At 53.3% G+C, this 18,765-nt stretch carries 22 protein-coding genes and 2 pseudogenes; 6 read left to right on the top strand and 18 right to left on the bottom strand.

From position 1 onward, the window contains the following. Nucleotides 1-25 precede the first annotated feature (25 nt). The gene (locus ACR0EL_RS16255; RefSeq protein WP_480501099.1) at nt 26-880 is read left to right on the top strand and encodes an NmrA family NAD(P)-binding protein; all 855 of its coding nucleotides are present in this window, start codon (nt 26-28) and stop codon (nt 878-880) included. Between the two features lie 72 nt (nt 881-952). On the opposite strand, the gene ACR0EL_RS16250 is transcribed toward ACR0EL_RS16255, so the two are convergent. The 6 genes from ACR0EL_RS16250 to ACR0EL_RS16225 form a co-directional block, all read right to left on the bottom strand. Continuing rightward, nucleotides 953-1,438 carry a GFA family protein gene (locus ACR0EL_RS16250; RefSeq protein WP_480501097.1) on the bottom strand — a complete coding sequence of 162 codons (486 nt, stop codon included), beginning with the start codon at nt 1,436-1,438 and terminating at the stop codon, nt 953-955. Next, a complete protein-coding gene (locus ACR0EL_RS16245; RefSeq protein WP_480501095.1) occupies nt 1,435-1,902 on the bottom strand; it encodes an SRPBCC family protein in 468 nt (155 codons plus the stop codon). Before ACR0EL_RS16245 ends, ACR0EL_RS16250 begins: the two co-directional genes overlap by 4 nt. Next, complete coding sequence (locus ACR0EL_RS16240) at nt 1,899-2,240, bottom strand: ArsR/SmtB family transcription factor (RefSeq protein ID WP_480501093.1); 342 nt, start codon at nt 2,238-2,240, stop codon at nt 1,899-1,901. The genes ACR0EL_RS16245 and ACR0EL_RS16240 overlap by 4 nt, the downstream gene beginning before the upstream one ends. Nucleotides 2,241-2,394: 154 nt before the next feature. After that, nucleotides 2,395-3,000, bottom strand: a complete 606-nt coding sequence (locus ACR0EL_RS16235; RefSeq protein ID WP_480501091.1) for a putative glycolipid-binding domain-containing protein — start codon at nt 2,998-3,000, stop codon at nt 2,395-2,397. 422 nt (nt 3,001-3,422) lie between these two features. After that, the gene (locus ACR0EL_RS16230; RefSeq protein ID WP_254446079.1) at nt 3,423-3,641 is read right to left on the bottom strand and encodes a GDCCVxC domain-containing (seleno)protein; all 219 of its coding nucleotides are present in this window, start codon (nt 3,639-3,641) and stop codon (nt 3,423-3,425) included. A gap of 4 nt (nt 3,642-3,645) precedes the next feature. Further along, on the bottom strand, nt 3,646-3,969 hold the full coding sequence (locus tag ACR0EL_RS16225; RefSeq protein ID WP_170452349.1) for a hypothetical protein: 324 nt from the start codon (nt 3,967-3,969) through the stop codon (nt 3,646-3,648). A gap of 98 nt (nt 3,970-4,067) precedes the next feature. Between ACR0EL_RS16225 and ACR0EL_RS16220 the strand changes: the two genes are divergently transcribed. The 3 genes from ACR0EL_RS16220 to ACR0EL_RS16210 all read left to right on the top strand — a co-directional run bounded on the left by ACR0EL_RS16220 (nt 4,068) and on the right by ACR0EL_RS16210 (nt 6,253). Further along, complete coding sequence (locus ACR0EL_RS16220) at nt 4,068-4,457, top strand: MerR family transcriptional regulator (protein ID WP_170637988.1); 390 nt, start codon at nt 4,068-4,070, stop codon at nt 4,455-4,457. Between the two features lie 503 nt (nt 4,458-4,960). Further along, entirely contained in the window at nt 4,961-5,167 is a 207-nt protein-coding gene (locus tag ACR0EL_RS16215) for a cold-shock protein (RefSeq protein ID WP_170430361.1), read from the top strand. Between the two features lie 87 nt (nt 5,168-5,254). Then, nucleotides 5,255-6,253, top strand: coding sequence for a fatty acid desaturase (locus tag ACR0EL_RS16210; protein ID WP_480501088.1), 999 nt, complete (start codon nt 5,255-5,257; stop codon nt 6,251-6,253). On the opposite strand, the gene ACR0EL_RS16205 is transcribed toward ACR0EL_RS16210, so the two are convergent. From ACR0EL_RS16205 to ACR0EL_RS16165, 9 genes are all read right to left on the bottom strand, one after another. Then, nucleotides 6,245-6,493 carry a ParB N-terminal domain-containing protein gene (locus ACR0EL_RS16205; RefSeq protein ID WP_170452343.1) on the bottom strand — a complete coding sequence of 83 codons (249 nt, stop codon included), beginning with the start codon at nt 6,491-6,493 and terminating at the stop codon, nt 6,245-6,247. The two genes, ACR0EL_RS16210 and ACR0EL_RS16205, sit on opposite strands and share 9 nt — an antisense overlap. A gap of 74 nt (nt 6,494-6,567) precedes the next feature. After that, nucleotides 6,568-7,257, bottom strand: coding sequence for a hypothetical protein (locus ACR0EL_RS16200; RefSeq protein ID WP_480501086.1), 690 nt, complete (start codon nt 7,255-7,257; stop codon nt 6,568-6,570). After that, a complete protein-coding gene (locus ACR0EL_RS16195; protein ID WP_170743319.1) occupies nt 7,257-7,394 on the bottom strand; it encodes a hypothetical protein in 138 nt (45 codons plus the stop codon). Before ACR0EL_RS16195 ends, ACR0EL_RS16200 begins: the two co-directional genes overlap by 1 nt. Nucleotides 7,395-8,896: 1,502 nt before the next feature. After that, on the bottom strand, nt 8,897-9,529 hold the full coding sequence (locus ACR0EL_RS16190) for a tyrosine-type recombinase/integrase (protein ID WP_170743320.1): 633 nt from the start codon (nt 9,527-9,529) through the stop codon (nt 8,897-8,899). 557 nt (nt 9,530-10,086) lie between these two features. Further along, the gene (locus ACR0EL_RS16185; protein ID WP_170743321.1) at nt 10,087-10,659 is read right to left on the bottom strand and encodes a hypothetical protein; all 573 of its coding nucleotides are present in this window, start codon (nt 10,657-10,659) and stop codon (nt 10,087-10,089) included. 79 nt (nt 10,660-10,738) lie between these two features. Next, a complete protein-coding gene (locus ACR0EL_RS16180; protein ID WP_269149748.1) occupies nt 10,739-10,873 on the bottom strand; it encodes a hypothetical protein in 135 nt (44 codons plus the stop codon). A 165-nt stretch (nt 10,874-11,038) separates the two neighbouring features. Beyond that, on the bottom strand, nt 11,039-12,160 hold the full coding sequence (locus ACR0EL_RS16175; protein ID WP_170743322.1) for an alanine/ornithine racemase family PLP-dependent enzyme: 1,122 nt from the start codon (nt 12,158-12,160) through the stop codon (nt 11,039-11,041). After that, nucleotides 12,157-13,065, bottom strand: a complete 909-nt coding sequence (locus ACR0EL_RS16170; RefSeq protein WP_480501083.1) for an N-acetyltransferase DgcN family protein — start codon at nt 13,063-13,065, stop codon at nt 12,157-12,159. The genes ACR0EL_RS16175 and ACR0EL_RS16170 overlap by 4 nt, the downstream gene beginning before the upstream one ends. A gap of 40 nt (nt 13,066-13,105) precedes the next feature. Beyond that, nucleotides 13,106-13,807 carry an IS6 family transposase gene (locus ACR0EL_RS16165; RefSeq protein WP_170389003.1) on the bottom strand — a complete coding sequence of 234 codons (702 nt, stop codon included), beginning with the start codon at nt 13,805-13,807 and terminating at the stop codon, nt 13,106-13,108. A gap of 426 nt (nt 13,808-14,233) precedes the next feature. Here ACR0EL_RS16165 and ACR0EL_RS16160 point away from each other — a divergent pair. After that, nucleotides 14,234-14,812 (top strand): annotated as a pseudogene (locus ACR0EL_RS16160) (IS6 family transposase); the annotation flags it as partial. Between the two features lie 53 nt (nt 14,813-14,865). Here the strand turns inward: ACR0EL_RS16160 and ACR0EL_RS16155 are convergent. Next, nucleotides 14,866-14,976, bottom strand: a pseudogene (locus ACR0EL_RS16155) (IS6 family transposase); the annotation flags it as partial. A gap of 290 nt (nt 14,977-15,266) precedes the next feature. Here ACR0EL_RS16155 and ACR0EL_RS16150 point away from each other — a divergent pair. Further along, entirely contained in the window at nt 15,267-16,319 is a 1,053-nt protein-coding gene (locus ACR0EL_RS16150; protein WP_480501081.1) for a tyrosine-type recombinase/integrase, read from the top strand. Nucleotides 16,320-16,403: 84 nt separating this feature from the next. Here the strand turns inward: ACR0EL_RS16150 and ACR0EL_RS16145 are convergent, their stop codons facing one another. Further along, nucleotides 16,404-17,456 carry a ParB N-terminal domain-containing protein gene (locus ACR0EL_RS16145; protein ID WP_480501079.1) on the bottom strand — a complete coding sequence of 351 codons (1,053 nt, stop codon included), beginning with the start codon at nt 17,454-17,456 and terminating at the stop codon, nt 16,404-16,406. Then, nucleotides 17,453-18,763 (bottom strand): AAA family ATPase, encoded by a 1,311-nt coding sequence (locus ACR0EL_RS16140; protein WP_170474763.1) that lies wholly within the window; start codon nt 18,761-18,763, stop codon nt 17,453-17,455. The genes ACR0EL_RS16145 and ACR0EL_RS16140 overlap by 4 nt, the downstream gene beginning before the upstream one ends. Nucleotides 18,764-18,765: the final 2 nt, after the last annotated feature.

Genomic DNA, 18,765 nt, shown 5'->3' with positions numbered 1-18,765 from the left:
TGTACCAACGAACAGGAGAGCCAATATGCATATCATTCTCGGCGGAACCGGGCAGGTCGGGTCGGCAACGGCGCGGGCCCTATTGGATGCGGGACAGGCGGTTACAATCGTGACCCGCGACAAGCATCATGGCGCGGAGCTGGTAAAGGCTGGCGCACAGATTGCCGAAGCCGACATCCGCGATGTTGAGGCTTTGCGAAGTATCTTCCGAACAGGTCGGCGGGCGCTCCTGCTCAACCCACCGGCTGACCCTTCGGGCGATACCGATGAGGAGGAGCGCGCGAATGTTGCCGCCATCCTTTCAGCTCTCGACGGCACCAGGCTAGAGAAAGTTGTGTTGCAATCGACTTATGGCGCGTTCGAGGGAGACCGCTGCGGCGATCTGACAGTGCTCTATGGCTTCGAGCAGGCGTTGCTGGCGCAGCCAATCTCCGCCGCGATCAACCGGGGCGGCTATTACATGAGCAACTGGGTTGGGATGGCAGAGCTGGTGAAAGAGACGGGCTTCTTGCCGAGTTTCTTCCCGGCGGACCTGCCGATCCCGATGGTCGCACCCGCGGAATTAGGCCGTGCCGCCGCCCGGCGTCTGATGTCAGGGCCTGAAGACGTGGGGATCGCGCATATCGAAGGCCCGAAACGCTACTCTGCGAACGATGTCGCCGCAGCCTTTGGAAGTATCATCGAGCGCAAAGTCAAGGTGCAGGAAATCCCGCGCGAGGCGTTGGAAGAGACTTTTCGCTGCTTCGGGTTTTCTGATGAGGCTGCGGCGTCATACGCCTGCATGACCCGTAAGGTGATCGACAGAAAGACGGACACGGCAGATGAGCCAGTCCGGGGGGAGGTTGCCTTGGACGAATACCTTGCTGCGGTGCTTGGTTGATCGCCCATCAAAGCGATGTTTTGGTTTGTGCCAATTGGATTGCCGCCTCGTCTTGGCGGCGGAGGCTCCATTTCAGGCCAGCCACTCGTCTGTATCGTGGTCGGGATGCTGGCGAGATGTTCGCCTCGCCAGGTCGGTGCCTTCCGGGTCGTCTTCTTCGCTCGTACCGAAGTTTTCCAGAGCGGCGAGCTGTGCGACTTGAGGCAACTTCCCTTCAATTCCCAATTCGAACGCGAGGGCGATGTCCGCTGGGTTGTCGAAGGCTCCGATCGAGACAGAGATGCGCTCACTTTCTTCGTTGTGATAGAACAGCGGTGTCCCACAGTTCGCGCAAAATCCGCGCGCAATGCCTTCCGAACTATAGAACTTCGACGGTTCGCCTCGTGTCCAGGTCAGATCGCTGACGAGAACACCGATGCGTGCTCCGAAGAAGTTCCCGGCGGCTTTCTGACACATCCGGCAATGGCAGACATGAGGATTGTCGCTTAGGGCGGCGGCGCGGAAACGAACCGCACCGCATTGACGTCCACCTGATCGCGCTGAGTTGCCGCTGTTCACTTAAGGGTCCCTGCATATTCTTCGAGTTGATCGGCCACGGTTCCCCACCCATCGTAGAACCCCATGTCCTCATGGCTTTGACGGGCTTCCGGTGACCGGTGCCTGGCTGTTGCCGTGTAGGTCGTGCCACCATTTCCATCATCGGCGAACTCGATGATCGCTGTCATGAACGGATCGGCGGCAGGCTTCCAGCCTTCGCTATAGGTGTCGGTGAAGACCAGGCGTTCGCCTTCGACGACTTCGAGATAGACGCCTTCGTTCTCCATCTTGTTGCCTTCGACGTTCATCGTCGTGTTGAACTTGCCACCGACCCGAAGGTCGATCTCGCAGGCGTCGACCCCGTGTGGCTTGGGCACAAAGAAGTGCTTGATGTGCTCGGGTGTGGTCCAGCACTCCCATAGCAGGGCGCGCGGTGCGTTGATCGTGCGGGTGAAGGTCAGGTCAGTTTCCGGGTTGAGTTTCATTTGTTGCGCTCCTGCATGAGGTTTTTAATGTAATCGTCAAAGCGGTCGAGCCGTCCTTCCCAGATTGCATTTTGTTCGGTTAGCCAGTCCTTCGCGTGCGTGAAGGCATCGGGGGCCAATTCGCATATCCGCGTCCTGCCTTCCTTTTTCGACGTGACGAGCTTGGCCGCTTCCAGCTTCTTCAGATGCTCCATGAATGATGGCAGCGCCATGTCATGCGGCTCAGCCAGTTCGCTCACAGTCGCCTCGCCGCGTGCAAGGCGTTGAAGGATCATACGCCGTGTCGGATCACCGAGCGCTGAGAAGCAGAGGTCAAGGTTCGAATCATACTTAGACATATCCCTAAGTAATCCTATTCTCTGCGCGGAGTCAATAACAGTAAGGAAAAACCCTAACTGTAGGCGAGCGAACGATGCTGGCGACCGCTAGGCCGATCATTGAGACTGGCGCTTCGCATAGGCGAGGTGTTCTCGGCGCTAGGTAAGGGATCATTCAAACCCGTCCATCTCTATTGCTGCCAGTAGGCTTAGAAATGGCCTCCCAGAGCTGCGGATACTCGCGAACAACTCCAAAACTGTCCGTTACCAGAGTCGCTGTGTAGTCGTGGGAGGGTGAGCGATAGGCGAACTCGGTATCTGAGAGCCGTTGATACGCCTGCACTAGGGGCTTGAAACACCACTCTTCTGTATCAAGCCAGACAGCCGTTGTTTCTTGCTCTTCGCCCACGTCCAGATTCAGTCTTCTGATCGCATTCGTATTTGTGGCTGGTGTGAACCCGAGATCAACATCGAGAAGACCTGTGAACCCAGTCATCTCAATTTCATCCATGAACCAGATGCCCGCCGCATCACGTGAAATCGAGAGCTCCTTGTTTTCGGAGCCTACCCATCCGCCTACCCATGCAGAGCAACTCGACCAATCCGAATTGCAGTGAACCCGGTAGTCGAGTTTCGCGGGCTGGATGCCGTCCTGGTACAGCGCAGTTCCTAATATCAATTGGCCATCGTCACGCCGACCGAATGAGCAAGCATCCATCCCCTCCACGTTGATCCGACGCCACAAAACCGTGCGCGGAGGTTGTGCTAAGCGACCAGTCATGAAGAAACCATATCATCCGCAGAGTATGGATCAAAATTGCCAAAGGGGACATTCGCTGCGACCTGACGAATGATCACGTTGGGCTCAGAACGGCCTAATGCCAATGCGGCAATGTTGTTGCAGCAGGCAGATTCAGAACGGCCATCCGGCATTCACGCCAAGCCCTTGATATCGTGACTTGTTAAGCGATGAGCTACCTTTGGAAGGTCAGGGGCCGTAGTTCATGCAACTGGCGGCGAACTCTGACTGCGAGCCCAACCTGTACCCTGGATTTTATTGCTGCATGCGCTTGCAGCAGTAACGACACTGCAACTGCCGAATACCTTGTGCGGCCAAGCAGCGGAAAAAACTGTCATTCATGCAAATAGCAGCGATGCTCGCGGCGGCGGCTCACAGTTCGCTCAACAAAACCGTCCTTCACTTCATCCGCAACAGCTATCGCCTAGCTGAATTGGTGGACACGGGACCGTGGCATATGAACAGTAAACACAACAGTCGCCTTCCAACGGATTCAAAACTGTTTTGCACGACTTGCATTCATAGAACCACTGGCAAGCATCCGTTGGCATTTGCTCGGTTTCACTGTGGCCGCACTTCGGGCAAATCAGGGTGCTTTCTAGGACTACAGTTTGTTTTGTCATAGTCTCACATCTGCATGATCAGGTAATCGTTAATCCATGCCTCGTTAAACACAACGACCCAACCCACGCCGGTGATTGGAGTCGTTCCTGCAAGCCACCATTTCAACGTCGGCAAGGAACCGCGCCGATAAGATACCATCCATGATATCACGACGAACGCCGTTGACATCGTCAGCACATAGTAACTCGCTGCGGCAACCTTCCCAAAGATTGCCAACCAACTGCCACCCAGCCCCAGTAACATCATCGTCATGGGCAAAACGCAGCAAGTCGCGACGCCAAGCGCTGATAGCGATCCCAAATAGCTGAGGCTAAGGTACTTCTGCATTCTGTTTCCCTGATGGACTACGTCGCGCGGAGTTGTAGAGACAACAACCTCTCGTTTAACTTCTGTAGCCACTACAGGATCAAGACAGGAAATCTCACATGTTTGCGATTGGGGAGGCATCCCGGCAAAGCGGTGTCGGAATTGATACTATCCGCTACTACGAACGCGAAGGGATCGTGCCGAAACCAGAAAGGGCATCGAATAATCGACGCATGTACTCCGCGCACGATGTTGGACGGCTTCGTTTTCTAAGGAAGTGCCGAGACATGGGTTTTTCGCTTGCCGATGCAAAGGTGCTTCTCAACCTATCCGAAGGTGATAGCGAGGATTGCCAATCCGTTAAGGAACTGGCCGAGCTTCATATCTCCAATGTGCGTATGAAGATAATCGAACTTAAGCGATTGGAGGCCGCCCTGAATGAACTTACGGCCAACTGTAACATCGGGAACGTTTCTTGCCCGATGCTTGCGCAGATACGGACCTACTAATGGCACTTTGAGGCTCGCAGTCGCCCTATGCCAACGCAGCATGACCCAAGATTCGGGCCGCGCAGAATCTACCGTTCGTTAGAGAGGTCAACTCGTTGATTTAGCAATGTTTCAATCACTCAATGAACATTTGTGCCTTGCCGCGGTGTTCTTGAAGCACGCGGCGATTTCGGACAGTGAGCCCTACCTGCCGTGCCTGAGCAATCAATTTGCTGCATACGCATTCGGCAGGTTTTATCGGAAGCCGACCTCTGATTTCCGAACCACAGAGCAATGGTTCTGCTTATCTTTGTCCCAAATTGGGCTGGGCAGACTTAGATCTTCTGTTGCTTTCCGTTGTATCAAGGCTTGTATCGTGTGTACTCGAAGTCCATATACACAGGGCTTACGTTTTTCTTTTTCGACCTGCTGTCTCCCAAACTCGGCGTTCAGTCTTTCGATTCAGACCGACCACGCCGAGTCGCCGCAATAATGCGGGCGGCAAGTATTAGGAGACTTCCACCATGGCAAATGGCACAGTAAAATGGTTCAACTCGACCAAAGGTTTTGGCTTTATCGAACCTGAAGATGGCAAGCGCGATGTGTTCGTGCATATCTCAGCACTTGAGCGTTCCGGCATCAGCGAATTGAAGGACGGCCAGAAGGTCACTTTTGACGTCGAAGCTGGCCGTGACGGGCGCGACAGCGCCGCCAATCTGGCACTGGCCTGACCTTTTACGGGCACCCTTATGGGGTGCCCGTTTGCACAATGGGCTGCTAAAAGCCCTTGGAGAACAAGTCAGTTGCAACAGCAGGAATTGACCCGGGCGCTCGCGCAATACCGTGTGCCCGATACGAAGCGTAGCGTTATTGAACTGACAATCACTGTCATCCCCTTTTTCGCGCTATGGGGCGCAGCGTGGATTGCGCTATCCCTTAGTATCTGGGTCACTGTTCTATTGGCCATCCTGAACGCCGCATTTCTGGTCCGTATCTTTATCATTATGCATGATTGTGGTCATGGATCCTTCTTTAGAAACCGCACCGTTTGCAATTGGACCGGCCGGGTTCTGGGTGTTCTCGCCCTGACACCCTATGACGTCTGGCGGCAAAGCCATGCGATTCACCATGCCTCAACCGGTAACCTTGATCGGCGTGGTATGGGTGACATTCCTACATTGACCATTGAGGAATACCTGAAACGGAATTGGTTCGGGCGTGCCGCTTACAGGTTAATCCGGAACCCCTTCTTCCTGTTCTGTATCGTACCGGTCTACACGTTCTTTTTTCAAAATCGCTTGCCCTTTGGTTTCATGCGGTCAGGCTGGCTGTATTGGGCAAGTGCAATGGGAACAAACGCCGCGATTGCGGTGGTCCTGGCTCTGATTTTTTGGACCGGAGGCCTGGATGTACTGGTTTTTGTATTCCTTCCAACCATGATCGTCGCCGCATCGATTGGTATTTGGCTATTCTATATTCAACACCAGTTTGAACACACGACTTGGGAGCGGGAAGAAGTGTGGAATCTTCAGAACGCCGCATTCTATGGAAGTTCTCACTACGCCCTGCCAGGCATCCTGCGGTGGTTCTCTGCCAATATCGGTGTGCACCATGTTCACCACCTTGCCAGCCGCATACCGTTTTATCGGCTAAACGAGGTATTGCGTGACCATTCCGAGTTGGAAAATTGCCAGCGTATTACTCTATATGAGAGCCTTCATTGCGCACGATTGCATCTTTGGGATGAAAAAAGTCAACGTCTGCTGACTTTTTCCGAGGCTTTGTCGAACGCCAATTCCAATAGGCATCTAGTGTAGCCTGGCGCGCACCAAAAAGGCTTCGACAGTATCACCGCCGAGGGCGCGAATGGCCTCTAGTCGGTGAAGGCCTTCAATCAGCACGAACCTCTTGTTGTCCGCGCGTATCTGGATCGGGGTCTTCTGGCCGTTCTTCAGAATATCTTCGGCCAGCGTCAGGACTTTTTGCTGATCAAGTGTTTTTGCACGCTTCACAGGTACATAGATCAGGTCGAGCGGGTATGGTTTCTTCTCCAGCATAAGCTACGTGTGCAACCTTTCGTGCATTTGTTCCGGTTCAGAGTTCTCTACAAAAGCGGGGGCTGGAACGTACGTCATAGAACCGAACGAACAGCGTCGCGCAGTTCCTGATGCATAATCCAAGTTGCTGGCTCATCGTCACTTTCGATGTGAGAAAATGCCAGGACCTGAGCGGCGCCATCATTCTGTACCGATCCGGCTTCGGGTAGGTCCAGTTCCAGATATTCTGCGATCAATAGTCCGATTTTCTTGAAAACCTTGATGGAGGCCTCGCGTGATTTGTAACCGGCTGCCTGAGACAAGTGACCAATGGTCAGACCTTCCCTACCTGCGATAGTAAGTGCTTTGAGCATTGTGACCTGCGCAGGGGTGAGCCTGATCTGGCGCAATGCCTCTGCATATTCTCTTGCACTGGGAACGAGCGTGCCGGAGTTTCCTTCCAAACGTCGTTGACCGCTACGTTTCCTGTCTCGTTCTTCGAGAATTCCTTTTAAGGCTTCAATGGCCAACTCTGGTGTTTCACCAACTGCATCGGCAATCATTGCCTGCGTTTTAGCTGGTGGCTTGGGGAATGCGCGCGCAACGCTGTTACCGCTCAGAATGCCGGCCTTAATCAAGTACTTGCCAAACTGTTCCTCAATCACACCGGCTACGTCAGCGTTCCGCGACTTACGAACACTGCGTTCCTGAAATGCTCTTTGTTCTAGGTCGTGAATTGCCGATTTTGGGTGTCGGAGGCTAACCTGAGGGGTGCTTTTACGCATCAGAGAAACACCACCACAATTATGGCCGCAACAATCACCGCCAATGCGACAAACATCTTTATGCTGTAGGACCAGCGTTGCGCCTTTTCGGCTTTGAGTATTTTACCCAGGTTTTCGTCAATCGAGTTATGGTTCACGGATTCGTCCTTCCGGATATGTCAGGCGGTATTGGTTCCCACCAACCTATTGTCGCGGCACATTTTCGGTGCACTTATCGTTCTGTCGTGTAAACGGCCGATTACATTCCCAACCATCACCTCTTCGATTCAAGTGAGCGTTTGAAGGGACAAGGATCGCAACGCACCTGTCCCGGTTTGCGCGAAAACCACGTTCGCATTTCCATCCGGAATACGTTTCAGGTGCAAGATATGCATGCTGTGGAACAGCCACAGGCTCACAACCGCTCTCCGCTGCCCTGTAACCTCTGAGGCACACCCAACCATCCGCGCTGTTATTGTCAGTCAGGCGGCCGTTGCTCGGGACATTAATCGCAACACAATCCTGATCCTCCTTACGAAATCCCCAGTTGCAGTGTATTTCCTGCACGCCAAACCGGGTTTCGACGTACCCATTTTGAGGTGCCATCACTTCTTCACAGAGTTCCCCGACACGCTGGAACAGCCGATTGCACTCCCACTGATCTCCGGTTGATGCAAGATAGGCATTTTCAGGAACTCTTATTTCCTCACAGAGTTCTCCGACATTCTGGAAACCGTGATTGCATTCCCAGCCGCTACCATAGGAGCTACCCGTCAAATATGCGTTTTCTGGTACGTCTGTTCTTTGGCAGGATCCGTTCTTGTTTTCGAAACCTTCGTCACAAACAGACCCATCGGCATTGCCCGCGACCTGGGCGGGAAGCTGCGTTCCGGAGAGCAACACCAAGAGTGTCGGGATCAAACAAAGAATGCAGCGCGTAAACACGATGAATGACTGATTGAAAAGGAGCCTGAGACCTGATCTATCGGGCATCAAACACGCAATTTATAAGCCATGTGCAGTTCATACGGCGCCTTCTTTCATGGTTCACGCGATGACTGGGGCTTGTCAGGTGACAGTTGCGAATGCTTGCGAGGAACGAGCTCATAGCGAAGACCCCAGCGAAACCCGTTCCTATGCTGGGGCACATGCTACAGTTATTCTGAAGGCCATTGGATCATCGAAGCCGGCAGCATCGCGGCGACGAGTAACTTTCACCAATGCACTTTTGTGGTCCTTAGCCAGAATAGAGTCAAGGAAGTTTCCCTTGTCGCAATGCAAGTACCGCCAGGGCAGGTAGTTTTTGAAACTGCCGGTGACCAAGATCCTTGGTGAACTACCGAAAGAAATTGTCTGGCCTGAGTGCGGCGAAAGAGGAGTATGTGATCAAGGCTTCCCCGTGACTATGAATGACTGGCCTGATAACATTGGCTGCAACGCAGCGATTTTCGCGCCGCTTCTGCACAAGTACTCGCGGCGTGATCAAATGGCCGCTCGGTCCCGCACCCTGTAAATTGCGCCTGAGCCGAGAAAACTGTGCTGCGAGCGTACGCAACAAGATTTTGACACTTCCGCTCAGGGCACGCTACGTCCCACTCCTGCGTAAAAGAACTAGAACCACTATGGATTGGCGACCGACAGCGCCGCTCGCCAAACTGTCTCAGATGTCTATGCGCTCTGCAATGCTTAGCGCGTCTTCCAATTCAACGCCCAGGTATCGCACGGTGCTATCGACCTTTGTGTGCCCAAGCAGAAGTTGGACCGCGCGGAGATTTCCTGTCTTGCGGTAGATCTCAGCTACTTTGGTTCGGCGAAGCGAATGCGTGCCATATCCGCTCGGTTCCAATCCGATTGCGGTCACCCAGTCTCGAACCAGCCTGCCATACTGGCGCGCCGAGATGTGTGGTCGATCATGGAATCGGCTTGGAAACATGAACCGGCTAGCAAACATTTCCGGTGATTTTACCCATACCAATACAGTTTCTCGCGTGTTTTCCGTCAGTTCGAATTGAACAGATCGCTTGGTTTTGCTCTGGATCACCGAAACACGCTCACGGACGCGATCGTCTTTGACAAGATCGGTCACAGCGAGTTTGACCAGATCGCAGCCGCGTAGCTTGCTATCAATCGCGACGTTGAACATTGTGAGATCACGCAGATTTCCAGAAAGTTCGAGCCGGGCACGGATCGCCCAGACCTGTTTTGGGAGTAGCGGTCGTTTCTGACCGATGATCCGCCCCTTGTTCCAAGCTCTGGGTTTTGGGGTTACTGCAGGTAGTTGGACTCTTGGCATATTTTGCACTCCGATCCACCCTCCGCACCCAAGCAACAGCACCGCGCTGACCACCGAATAGTACAAGCGGCGTGAATGCCTGCTGTCCGACTATGAATACTGGCATGGTTTAAGTGTGTGCATTAGGCGGCTTGAGCCCATATCACTACGCATAAGAACGGTTCGAGTCCAAACCGCGCGTACGCTTCGTCTTCAGCACCGATTACCGATCGGGTTCCACGTTAAAAGGCCCGGGTCAGCACCAATAAGATAAAATGAGATATGATCAGAAAAGCTGGTAAGACCGGCGTCAGGTTATCAGCGACGCCGAGCTAACCCAGGGCTTACTGATACGCCATTTCGCCACGCGCTCAACCCCTTGCAGCGTCGACAAATCCGCTCTCCGAACCCTTCGCTCCAGAATGGCGTTCTGCAACGAAGACACGGGCGTTCTTGCGGCACGTCATTGTGGGCGCGAGCCATGATCGTATCTGCGTCGTTGTCGAAGTCTTCCATGAGTTCTTAGCCTCGATTTCTGTTTTGGTTTATACAGCGACTGGAAAAGAAAGTTCCGAGCCCTAAGCCTTGAGATTGAAGGAGCTGCCTGGTTCAGACTGTCCGATGGGACGGCCTGTAATCCGAGGGGTTTTAATAGGACGAACTGGCATTCCTTCGTTCTCAGCAGCTTGGACAGCGAAAGCATACCGAGAACCGCTTGCGCATCCTCGTGGTATGGCTCGTTGATCTGATGATCCGTCGTCTGCCTCAGAAATGAGCGACTCCGAGTAGAGGTGCCGAAGTTGAGTCTCAGACACACCATCCGCTTCCATAATCAATTGCACCATGGGATCGGCCAAAAGTTGGTCGAGCAAGAACTGCGACAACTGCTTTGAAGACAATTTATCCTTTGCGCGGGCTCTCTCCAAATCAGTAAGAGAAACGGTCAAGGTTCGCGCCAGACCGGGGTGAGATTTCCGTGGAAGCAGAAAGATTAGCACTGATGCTTTCCAGGCTTCTGGATCCAAATAATCTGGTGGTGCGGAAAGCTCAGTTTCTATGTCGTATTCGCCCGCCGGGAGTAATTCGTCAAAGCCAGGGAAAGTAAACGGCCTGGAAAAGACTGCGATTGTCTTGCTGATTAGTTGGTTCATTTGGGTAGTTCTCCTTTGCTGATACCGCTCGCTCGGAGATGTAAACAAGAACAAGCCACCCGCTCCCGGCAGGGTATTATCAGTTTTGAGGTTTAGGCTTTGATTTTTCGGGGACGGCGTCCTGCCCTTTCGACGTCACTTCTTTTTTTGACGCGTCCGCATCGTTTTCCTTCAGTGCGGCAGCCGCTCTGGTCGTCAGGTCTTTGAAAGACATCATTTTGATCCTTTGATTGTCCGCAACACCCACGAGCCCAGATAGGGTGTGAAAAGTGAATGCGGCTACATCCAATATAGGGATTGGGTGCCTCATTTACTACGTAAAGCCGTAGAATAAGACGGGTGGCTGAAGCAGAACCGAGGCGGCGGCAACCCTGGCGCGCTACTTTCGCTTCGAATATGGGCGATCAGTGTTCGCTGGGGTGCAGTCAACCAATGCGCCATCACCATGGAAGACTTTTGCTACATCAGGTGCAGCCATGCCGCGCGAGAGCGCGCTATAGTTCAATTTCAGCTTTACCTCGCCACCAGGGCGAAGCAGACAATTGGTGTTTTCAACAACGATATGATCACTGGTGGCTCCGACGAACGTGACGCCAGCAGGGAATATTAGACCCGCTGCATCGGTGTCCTGGAGTCCAATGCCAAGGATCGACCGAGTTTTCGAAGGACTGTCTAAAGTCACACACTGCATAGAAGGTATAGGATAATTCAATTGCAAGGAATTTGGATTTGATTTGGTCTTCGTTTCGATCACTTCCGCCCAAAGCGTGAAAACATCTGTGTAAAGCCCGTCGATCGCGTACCCCGAAACGGGATCGGTACCCAGCAGGATGGCCTCACCCAGACGCAGGTTGTTGATTTTTCCGGTCGCCCCCTTGCCAAGCGCCCATGGCAAACTGGCAGAACCGCCGCCTGACACTGTTTCCAGAGCGGGTCCACTTGCAAGTTCGGTGTCGGCGGCAAGCGACGAAAGCAATTCCATTGCTCCTGCAGAGGGTGCCACATGACCCAGACAGGCAAAATTTGCGCCAATCCCCTTCAGAGAAATCCCTTCCATTCTAAGAATTTGAGACACAGTGCCCTCAAGGTGTTCAGGCAAGATGCCCTCCCGCATATCCCCCATTTCCACCATCAGGATAATATTGTGAGTAATGTTCTTCCCCAGCGCCTCGATGGCCAGGCTGGCGATAATGTCCATCTCAGTGTTGAAGCTGACATCGCAGTTATCAAGGACTTGCGCGACCTGGCTCAGCATGGGCGTTCGGATCAAGGATATGGAGCACGAGATTCCAGCATCGCGCATACGCATGATATTGCTGATCCGCGCGTCCGCCAGCCCTGTCGCGCCACCTTCAAGCATAGCATTCGCAATCTCAGGATGACCGCAAACGGCTTTTGTCACACCTGTCACCGTAATTCCGCGGGGTCTAAGGTGGTCGACCAGGAACCGTGTGTTGTACCGAATTTTGTCCAGATCAACGTCGATACGCAGCTTGCTCATTCAATCGTCGTAGCACGTACGGGTTGCAAGCGCGGAAAGGCAGATAGAACCATATTCACCAAGTTTTTTGGAGGACGGTTCAATGCGTCAGTGACCGGGAGATACAATTTGCAGTTGTAGTCTGTGATGGCCTTTGAAATCTCAACATCATTCATTCCTTCATGGTTGATCGTCATGCCAATTACCTCTGTGTTCGCAAAAGCCTCGATCAGGGTGATTTCATCGCAAGGGTCGGGCATAGTCATGTTGGGGAAATCACATCGACGTTTTCGTTTAGGCGCGTGTTGAAGAATAACTGCATGTGGCTGACTGCCTCGCAGAATGAAGGCTGATGTGCAAAAAGCCGGATGGCTTAGCGCGCCCTGGCCCTCGATCACTATGACATCCGGGTGCTCACCCTCGGATGCCGCAACGACAGCGCGCTCAAGTTCGCCACAACAAAATTGCGGCGGCACCGAATCCATCGCGACACCATACTTGGCGCCCTGCATCAAACCAGTTTGGCCGGTGCCGACCAAAACTGTTTTGATCCCATGCGCGTTAAGTGCGCCTGTCAGGATTGTCGCGGTTGTACGCTTTCCAATTGCACAATCGGTGCCGAACACCGCGATGCGGATCGCCTGGACGTCTCCAATACTGCCATCTAACAGGCGCAGGTCGGGATTTGGCCGCGGCTTGCGAATGTCGCGTATCGTGACATCGTGAATTTTGGCAAATCCGGCGAGCTCCTTGTCATCGCTAAGAAATTCATGCAGCCCACTGACGATGTTCATTCCGAGCGTTATCGCATCCACAACAACTTCGCGATCCTCAAGGGACATTCTGCCGCTGGCCGGCGCCATTCCGTAAATAAACGTGTCCGGGATCGTAGCTTCATTAGCGACGGCGGCATCAGGTGTTGTCACGTTAACTTCCGACCCACCAAGGAATGCTGATGCCCGGACTTCAAGCAGCTCGAGTGGCGGCATTCCAGGCGTCAAATGCTTCGAGGCGGTGATATCGAATTGTTAAGGCTGAGCGACGGCGTGCGGGGGCACAGAAGCAATTCCGAACGGCTGAATGGGTTGTCACGAACCTCTGCAAACCTCCTGGGGACCGAAACCCCTGCATCGTTCGTTCCCGCTTACGGAATGGCAGGTGGCTGTTTTCGGCTCGATTGTTCAAACCCTTGTGTGACCAATGATCCAACCCCGGCGCGACTTCTCGCTTGGCGGCGCCATATGAGCGCAGTTTGTCCGTGATGATCCGCTTGGGAAGAATACCAAAACGCTTTACCAGGCGGCGTAACAGCCGTTTTGCAGCCCGTTTGTCCCGTTTCGGTTGGAGTATTTCGTCCAGCACGATGCCATGTTGATCGACCGCGCGCCAAAGCCAATACTTGCGACCTGAGATTCTCACGGCAACTTCATCCAGATGCCAGACATCACCTGGGCAGCCCTGTCTCTGCCGCAAGTTTTGAGCTATCGCCGGCCCGAATTTGAAGACCCAACGGCGGACGGTCTCGTAAGAAACATCGATCCCACGTTGTAGAAGCATCTCTTCAACTTCCCGTAGGCTCAAATTGAAGCGAACATAAAGCCACACCGCGTGAGCGATGATCTGAGGAGGAAATCGGTGGTGCTTGTAGCTGATCGACGATGAATTCATCGATGTCACCTATGTCCAAATCCAAGCATGAGCAACCGAACGACGGTTAACGTGACAACACCGGCCCGGGACATCGCATAGGCCACCCTGGCGGCGAGAAAACTCACCGGAGGGACCGAGATACCGATTGCGATTGTTCGGCAGGTGTGGACATAGGTTCCACCTGTGCCTGTGCAGGTGTTGCAGGCGAACCAGTCTAGCGTTTCACAAGTTTCATAGCTAGCCCTTAGTTTTGGATCAGCGGACTTGGGTAGATCGAAATTTGGTACTTAAATGTAGCGGCATATAGCATAAAAACAAATTAATTATTCTTTTTAAAACTATAGTTTTTCTTATATACTTGGTGTTGGATCCCAAGGTGGTTCTGTCGCAAATTTCTTTGAAGGACGAGAAAACAACTCAAGGGCTCAAATCTTTGCAACAAAACTGGCGGAGCGCGGCGTTTCAGTGGACCACACCACACTGAACCGCTGGGTGACACGGTATTCTGGCGCAATCGCCGAAGCGGCACGTCGCCGCAAAGGGCCATGCGACCGTTCTTGGAGAATGGATGAGACTTACATCAAAGTAAAAGGCGCGTGGGTATATCTCTATCGGGCTGTCGATAAACACGGCAAAACACTTGATTTCATGCTGTCCGAGCGGCGAAACAAGCCGGCTGCTACGAAGTTTTTCGCCCGAATGCTGGAGATCAACGGTTTGCCGCGAAAGATAGTCATCGACAAAAGCGGTGCCAACACCGCTGGTATCATTGCTATCAACAAGATGCTCAAGGGCTTTGGTTGCCCCATTCCGATCGAGATGGTGAGGCGGAAATACTTGAATAATATCGTTGAGCAGGATCACCGTTTCATCAAGCGCCGCACTCGACCAATGCTGGGTTTCAAGGCATTTGCTTCAGCAGCAGCAACGCTCGACGGAATCGAAGTGTCGCATATGATCCGCAAGGGCCAACTCACGCCCGGACTCTGTCCATTTCAACAGTTCGCTGAGCTTGGCACCTGACTCACAATCGATTGCTGAAACAACTCAAGGGCTCAAATCTTTGCAACAAAACCCTCCGCCATGATCTCTTCCAGGTCTCGATAGGAGACACCGTAGCGGACATAAAAGAAGACCGCGAACAGGATCACATCCTTTGGATACTGAGCACCTTTGAAAGAAATCATAGACCAACCTTAAACTGGATAATGCCGTTTGCCACACAGGCGCTATCGCTACGAAGGTCAATGGTCAAAACTTTGCAACAGATCCTTACAACAGAGCCCTTGCTGAAAGCATGTACAACGAAGAAACGCCTTTGGAACATAAGCGTTTACAGGTCGCCCTTCCTGTTTATGCGCACAATTCATGTTTTTTGCCTTTTACTTTAGTTACACCACCAAATCTAATTTATATCCGATAAGTATCCCTTATCATGTTATTTGAAATCTGACCCAAATTGACGCAGAATGGGTAAATGAAGCCCCCTGCCCCATACCTCCCCGCCACCCCTGCCCTCTCGGACACAGATCAGGAAGCGCTCACTGATCTTTATGTGCGTGGCACACCGGAAAACACGTTGCGGGCCTATGAGCGGGATCTGCTTTATGTCACCGCTTGGAAGTCCGCGCGGTTCGCAGCGACGCTGGACTGGCCGGAATCAGAGGCCACCGCCCTCGCCTTCATTCTCGATCACGCCCGCGACCTGAATGACGCACCAGAAACGGATGTGGCGCGTGAAACCGCAGAAGCGCTGATTGCCCAGGGGCTGCGCAAGTCTCTCGCCTGCCCTGCCCCCTCGACGCTGGACCGGCGCATCGCCTCCTGGCTTGCCTTTCATCGAATGAAGAACCTGACCAGCCCTTTCGGTGCGCCGCAGGTGAAGCAGGCCCGTGCCAAGGCGCGCCGGGCAGCAGCTCGGCCCCCTGCCCCAAAATCGCAGCACCCGATCACCCGCGATATTCTCGAGCAGCTGCTGGCCACCTGTCGGGGGTCCCGGCGGGATTGCCGCGACCGCGCCATCTTGATGCTGGGTTGGGCTTCTGGTGGTAGACGGCGCTCGGAGATCACCGGGTTGATGTTTGAAGACGTCTCGCTGAAGGAATTCGACGAGAAGGGGCTGATCTGGATTTCACTGCTTGAGACCAAGACGACAACCAAAGGTGAAACGCCGCGGCTGGTGCTGAAAGGCCGCTCCGCCCAGGCGCTGGTCCATTGGATCGAAGTTGGGCAGATTAAGAACGGGCCACTGTTCAGACCAGTCTCAAAAGCGGATCGTGTGCTGAAACGTCGGCTTTCGCCGGATGCGATCTATCAGATCGTCAAACATCGCCTCCAGCTGGCAGGGTTACCGGAGGACTTCGCCTCGCCGCACGGTTTGCGTTCTGGGTTTCTGACCCAGGCCGCACTGGACGGCGCCCCGATCCAAGCCGCCATGCGCCTCTCGCTGCATCGCTCCATGGCCCAGGCACAAAAGTACTATGACGACGTCGATATCGCCGAAAACCCGGCGACGGACCTGTTGGGGTGAACTGGCGCTAAACGAAGAAGGCGGTAACCCATGGGTTACCGCCTTTGAAATCAAGAAATCTGAGCATGGGTAACCCGCGGGTTACTACTCGTTCAAAACAGCTTCGAAAGCTTCAACCGCTCTCTGGAGCTTCGACCGGTCAATCGAACTAAAGTCCTGACCAGACAATATCCTGCACTCTCCTTTTCGCGCAGTGACTTTTGAGCCTCCCACGTGGAACTCATACTTCACGCTCTCGGCTTTCTCACGTCGCTTGCCACTACCCGATTCAGCATCAGTATCTGCCAAGAAGGCATCCAGCGCCTCATTTTGCTCACCGGCTGTGGATGCGCGCACCAACACATCTCTTAACCCAGCAGCTGAACCCGATGACGCTCGAAGTTTACGCGCAACCTCAACGCCAAGGTTTCTGGAGACACTCTTTGGAAACAGCAACGCACCCTCAAGTTCATTGAGCAGATAAACAAAGCTGCGAATGTAGGAGCGTTTCATCTTGTGCAAAGATGAGTAAAGCCTTCCGACCAAAGCTTCTGCATCCCCTGCCCCCAACTCTGAATCTTTGGCAGCAAGAATTGCGACTTGCGCCATCTCAGCGAAAGTCAGGTCCTCCCGAACAACGTTCTCCTCAACCATGTCAATGTAGAGGTCGATGCGATCGCTCTGGGATTCGGCAACTCGCGCTGTAACACTGGCAAACCGTTCATCACCGGTCTCTTCATAAAGCTGCTTAAGAGCAGTTACTCGTCTCCAACCTTTTTTGAGCTGGAAGCGACCATCTGAATCTTTGTAAAGTTCTATGGGCTCCTTCTGGCCACGTTCCTGAATTGAAGCCTTGAGTTCATCCATCTCATCGGAACTTGCGACGGCCGAGAGATCCAAGCGATCTCTTGGCAGATCTGTCGTATGGATTTCATTGATGCCTACCGCAACCAAGACTCGCCCTTCGTCACGAGCTCTACGATACTCCTTGGCATCGGAGGCATTTTGCCGTCGCTGTTCGACACGGTTCTCAGTGCTTTCATTTAAGCTGTTTGCTGTCTCGCGAACCGCAGCCCCCATCGGACCCACTTCGCGGCGGCGTGTTTTCTTGAGGTCATCTTCATCAATCGGAGTGAAGCCAAACTTATTACCGCTCATTCTACCCGCTCCTCAACTTTAGTACGTGCCTCCCAGGCCCGTAGGACAACATCCTTAAATTCGCTATATGCACTATCAAAGGACTGACGCGCCCGTTTCCATGTGTCTCGAGTCATCTGTCTGTAGTCTTGCTCGTAAACAGACATCTGGAATCTGCCTGACTGCTCGACGGCACGCGTCATTTCGATAGGATTTTGACAGACGTCGGCTCCGAAGACATTTTTAAAGGCGTCCATCATCGCGACATGCAAAGAGTTGCTAGCCTCGAAGCGAGTCATGAGAACGCGTATATCATCGAACCGTTTAGGAAGAGTAATACCGGCATCCTTTGCAATACGTTCGAACCCGCTGGTTATGTCTTCCAAGGCATCGCCAAGCTGACCAAGATAACTCGTTGTACTGTCATACTCCCAATAGCCAGGACCAGACGGAATATAGAGAATGTCAGCAGCAAAGGCCGCATTCAAAGACTGGTATCCAATTGCCGGCGGGCAATCGAAAACAATCAAATCATATTGGTCGTCAGGCAACTCATCGAGATATCTTGCTACGCATCCAAAAAAACTCCACGCCTTGTGAATGGACCTGTACTGAGCGGACGCAAATTCAACGAAGGCCGCGTTCGCACAGCTCGGGATGATGTCGATCGTCGACCATGAAGTTCTTTGAATGAAGTCTTGTACACGTTGCGCGCCAATCGACTGAACATCTTCAGGCAATTCGTCGGCAGTAGGGTAGGGGCAATCTGCGGGATCATCATATTCGTCCGCGATCCGGTTCGCCTCACGGCAGAGATCGCGGCACATAATGCCCCAGACAGTATTCCACTCTCTAACTTCAGCCAGACCCATTGAATGCGTGAGTGTCGCCTGGGGGTCGAAATCCACCACCAGAACACGGTAACCATCAAGCGCGGCCGCATTCGCCAAGTGCTGGGCAACGACAGTTTTGCCGACACCACCCTTAAAGTTCGAAACCGCTACCCTCATAGCCCGGCCTGCCGGCCTTTGAGGCAGAAGGCTTTTACCTCTAAATCTCAGGCGCCGTCTCAACTCATTTATCTCAGCCAGAGAAAACCATCTTTGCCGCCCATCATCTTCAGTCGCCCCTTGCGGAAGAGACGGGTCTTCTGCCAACTTCTTTCTCAAGGTGTCCGCCGGGACATCAAACATGAACTGGCTAATTTCCCAGATCGAGAATGGTCGAAGCACTTTCTCGTCAGCGGGAGAGAAAGTAGCGCGGCGGACGGCAGCCTGTTGAGCCAGGCTTCGTTCGTTCATAGCTTGAAGGTCGGTGTGGTCACGCATGG

The sequence above is a fragment of the Ruegeria sp. AH12 genome, assembly GCF_056541465.1.
Note: the sequence above shows the minus strand (reverse complement) of the source record. Positions and strands in the feature narration are given on the sequence as shown.